This window comes from Holdemanella sp., assembly GCF_056804935.1.
In genome coordinates, this window is the sequence record NZ_DBMEXE010000157.1 from 1 (window position 1) to 3,809 (window position 3,809).

Here is a 3,809-nt window from a genome sequence, read left to right on the forward strand (position 1 = left end):
ACAGTGGGGAGCCGTATGCGGGAAAACTGCACGTACGGTTCTTAGAGGAGTTTATCTCCAACTGTTTATTTTAGAGAAGGAGATAAATTTACTTATGAAGTACAAATTTTCCCTAACGAAATTTTAGGTGCTGCCCAAAAAGCTATCGAGTTAACGCAAACAGGAGCTATTGATTTTACAATTGTTGGTACGGCAAACCTAGAAACATTTGCGAGTGTATATGAAATTTTCTCTATGCCATACTTATTTACTTCTGAAGATGCATATCATGAAGTTATGAATGATACGGACTATATGAATAAAATTTTCTCAAGTACAGATGAACAAGGCTTTAGAGCTTTAACTTGGTACAATGCGGGTACTCGTAACTTCTATGCGAAAAAAGAAATTGATTCACCAGAAGATATGAAAGGATTAAAAATCCGTGTTCAACAAAGTCCTGCAAGTGTTGCGATGTGCCAGGCGTTTGGTGCTGCAGCCAGTCCAATGAGTTTTGGTGAAGTTTATACGGCTATTCAACAAGGTGTCATTGATGGTGCTGAAAATAACGAATTAGCATTAACATCAAATAAACATGGTGAAGTTGCGAAATATTTCTCTTACAACAAGCATCAGATGATTCCGGATTTGTTGATTGGAAACTTGAGTTTCTTGAATGGTTTGTCTAAAGAAGAAAGAAAAGTATTCTATAAGGCGGCTGAATTATCAAACAAAGAAGAATGTAAACAATGGGATGTGCAAGTTAAAGAAGCTAAGAAGATTGCGCAAGAACAAATGGGCGTTAAATTTATTGATGTCGATGTATTGGCTTTCCAAAAGAAGGTCAAAGGCGTTCAAGAATCTATCTTAAAGGATAATGCACAGGCAAAACCTATTTATGATCATATTCAAAAAGTAAACAAAAAATACGAAGTCAAGGGTGGTGAATAATATGGAAAAATTAAGAAACGCAATAAACACTATTCTTGGATGGGCATGTGTATTTGTATTTGCCGTAATGGTAGTCGTAGGTACATACCAAATCGTAGTTCGTTACTTCTTTAATAATCCAAGTACAGTATCCGAAGAATTATTGACTTACAGTTTTACATGGATGGCCTTACTTTCAACAGCTTTAGTATTTGGTAAAAGAGACCACATGCGTATGGGATTCTTGGCTGATAAAGTAACAGGACAAAAAAAGAAAGTATTGGAAATCGGTATTGAATTATTAATTATTTTATTCGCCCTTGTCGTTATGGTATATGGTGGAATTTCTATCATGAAACTAACAATGACTCAAATCACAGCGTCATTAGGCGTAAGTATGGGATTGATCTATACAATCATTCCTTTATCAGGCATTCTAATTGTCATTTATGGCATTATGAATATTATTGATTTGGCGAAAGGAAAGGGTGAATAAGCATGAGTTTATCAGTTTTATCAGGATTAATTATTTTAGTATTGTTAGTGATTATGCTTATTGCAGGCGTTCCCATTGCCGTAGCATTAGGAATTAGTAGTGTTTGTGCAATCTTACCAGTTATGGATTTAAATGTAGCCGTAGTTACAGGTGCACAACGAATTTTCTCAGGAATCAGTGTATTTAGTTTGTTGGCCATTCCATTCTTTATTCTTGCGGGAAATATTATGAATAAAGGTGGTATTGCGATTCGTTTGATTAACTTAGCTAAAATTGTTACGGGAAGAACACCAGGTGGTTTAGCCCAGACAAATATTTTGGCAAATGCTTTATTTGGAGCTATTTCAGGTTCAGGTACTGCTGCCGCAAGTGCTATGGGATCTATCATTGGTCCAATTGAAAAAGATGAGGGGTATGATCCTAACTTCTCTGCTGCAGCCAATATTGCCACAGCCCCAACAGGATTATTGATTCCACCATCAAATGTAATGATCACATTCTCATTGGTATCTGGTGGTACAAGTGTGGCTGCCTTATTTATGGCCGGATATATTCCAGGTGCATTGTGGGCACTAGCTTGTATGCTTGTTGTATATATTTACGCAAAGAAAGCAGGATATAGAAGTCAGACGAAATTAACTGGAAAAGAAAAGTTTAATGCGTTTATTCAAGCTTTACCATGTTTATTATTAATCATTATTGTCATTGGAGGTATCATTGCCGGCGTCTTTACTGCTACTGAAGGAAGTGTTGTTGCCGTTGTATACTCATTATTACTTTCTATTTATGGCTATAAATCAATGAAATGGAAAGATTTACCAGAAATCTTTAGAGCTAGTGCAGAAATGACAGGTATCATTATTTTCTTGATTGGTGTTTCTAGTATCATGTCTTGGGTTATGGCCTTCACAAACATTCCTACAATGGTTTCGAATGGATTATTGTCAATTTCAAGCAATAAATACGTCATTCTATTAATGATCAACATTATCTTGTTGGTAGTTGGTACATTTATGGATATGACGCCAGCCACATTGATCTTTACGCCAATCTTCTTACCAGTATGTACTGCATTAGGTATGAATACAATTCACTTTGGTATTATGTTGATCTTCAACTTGTGTATTGGAACAATTACTCCTCCAGTAGGAACAACACTGTTTGTTGGTGTTAAAGTTGGTGGCGTTAAGATTGAAACGGTATTTAAACACTTGTTGCCATACTTCTTCGCAATTATTGTTGTATTGATGTTGGTAACATATATTCCACAATTAAGTCTATGGTTACCTGGTTTAATGGGTTATGTAAGTTAGAAGGAAGGAATTTTTAAATGAAACAATTTATGGATAAAGACTTCTTATTGACTAATGAAGTCGCTAAAGAATTATTTTTTGATGCTGCAAATACAATGCCAATTGTAGACTACCACTGTCATATTGATCCAAAAGAAATTGCGGAGGATCGTAAATTTGAAAATATCACACAAGTATGGCTTGGTGGTGACCACTATAAATGGCGTCAAATGCGTTCGAATGGAGTTGATGAATACTATATTACGGGTGATGCACCAGATCGTGAAAAATTCCAGAAGTGGGCAGAAACGCTTGAAAAAGCTATTGGAAATCCACTTTTCCACTGGTCACACTTGGAACTTCAAAGATATTTTGGATATCATGGTGTTTTAAATAGTAAAACAGCGGAAGAAGTATGGAATTTATGTAATGAAAAATTACAACAAGATGATATGAGTGTGCGTAACTTAATTAAAAACTCAAATGTTAAATTATTATGTACTACGGATGATCCAATTGATGATTTGCATTGGCACAAAGTGATTAAAGCAGATGAAACATTTGATGTAAAGGTACTTCCTGCTTGGCGCCCAGACAAAGCTATGCGTATCAATAAACCAGAATTTGCCGACTACATGAGCCAATTGGCAACTGTTTCTGATGTTGAAATTCATACTTTCGAAGATATGAAAAAAGCAATCATCAAACGTATGGAATACTTTAATGAATTAGGATGTCTAGTAAGTGATCACGGTTTGGATTATGTTATGTATGCTCCAGCAAGTGATGAAGAAATCGAAAAAATCTTTGAAAAGGGATTGAATCACGAAGCTGTTACCGCATTCGAATGTGATCAATATAAAACAGCCTTCTTACTATTCATCGCAAAAGAATACAAACGCTTAGGTTGGGTAATGCAGTTGCACTATGGTTGTAAACGTGACAACAACACAACTATGTATAATAAGCTAGGACCAGATACTGGTTATGATTGTATTTCAAACTTTGCGCCTGCAGATCAACTTACAAATATGTTGGATGCGATCAATGAAAATGGTGGATTGCCAAAAACAATTCTATACAGTTTAAATCCTGGAGATGATGAACTAATC

The 3,809-nt window shown here is 35.5% G+C and carries 4 protein-coding genes; all 4 read left to right on the top strand.

What is annotated here, in order from left to right; genetic code table 11:
- Nucleotides 1-105 precede the first annotated feature (105 nt).
- Nucleotides 106-930, top strand: coding sequence for a TRAP transporter substrate-binding protein (locus ACZQCL_RS07280; protein WP_482482496.1), 825 nt, complete (start codon nt 106-108; stop codon nt 928-930).
- A gap of 1 nt (nt 931) precedes the next feature.
- Nucleotides 932-1,405 carry a TRAP transporter small permease gene (locus tag ACZQCL_RS07285; protein WP_333671824.1) on the top strand — a complete coding sequence of 158 codons (474 nt, stop codon included), beginning with the start codon at nt 932-934 and terminating at the stop codon, nt 1,403-1,405.
- Between the two features lie 2 nt (nt 1,406-1,407).
- Nucleotides 1,408-2,718 (top strand): TRAP transporter large permease, encoded by a 1,311-nt coding sequence (locus tag ACZQCL_RS07290; protein WP_154556156.1) that lies wholly within the window; start codon nt 1,408-1,410, stop codon nt 2,716-2,718.
- Nucleotides 2,719-2,735: 17 nt separating this feature from the next.
- The coding region (gene uxaC / locus ACZQCL_RS07295; RefSeq protein ID WP_482482494.1) for a glucuronate isomerase at nt 2,736-3,809 on the top strand (1,074 nt) is incomplete at its 3' end.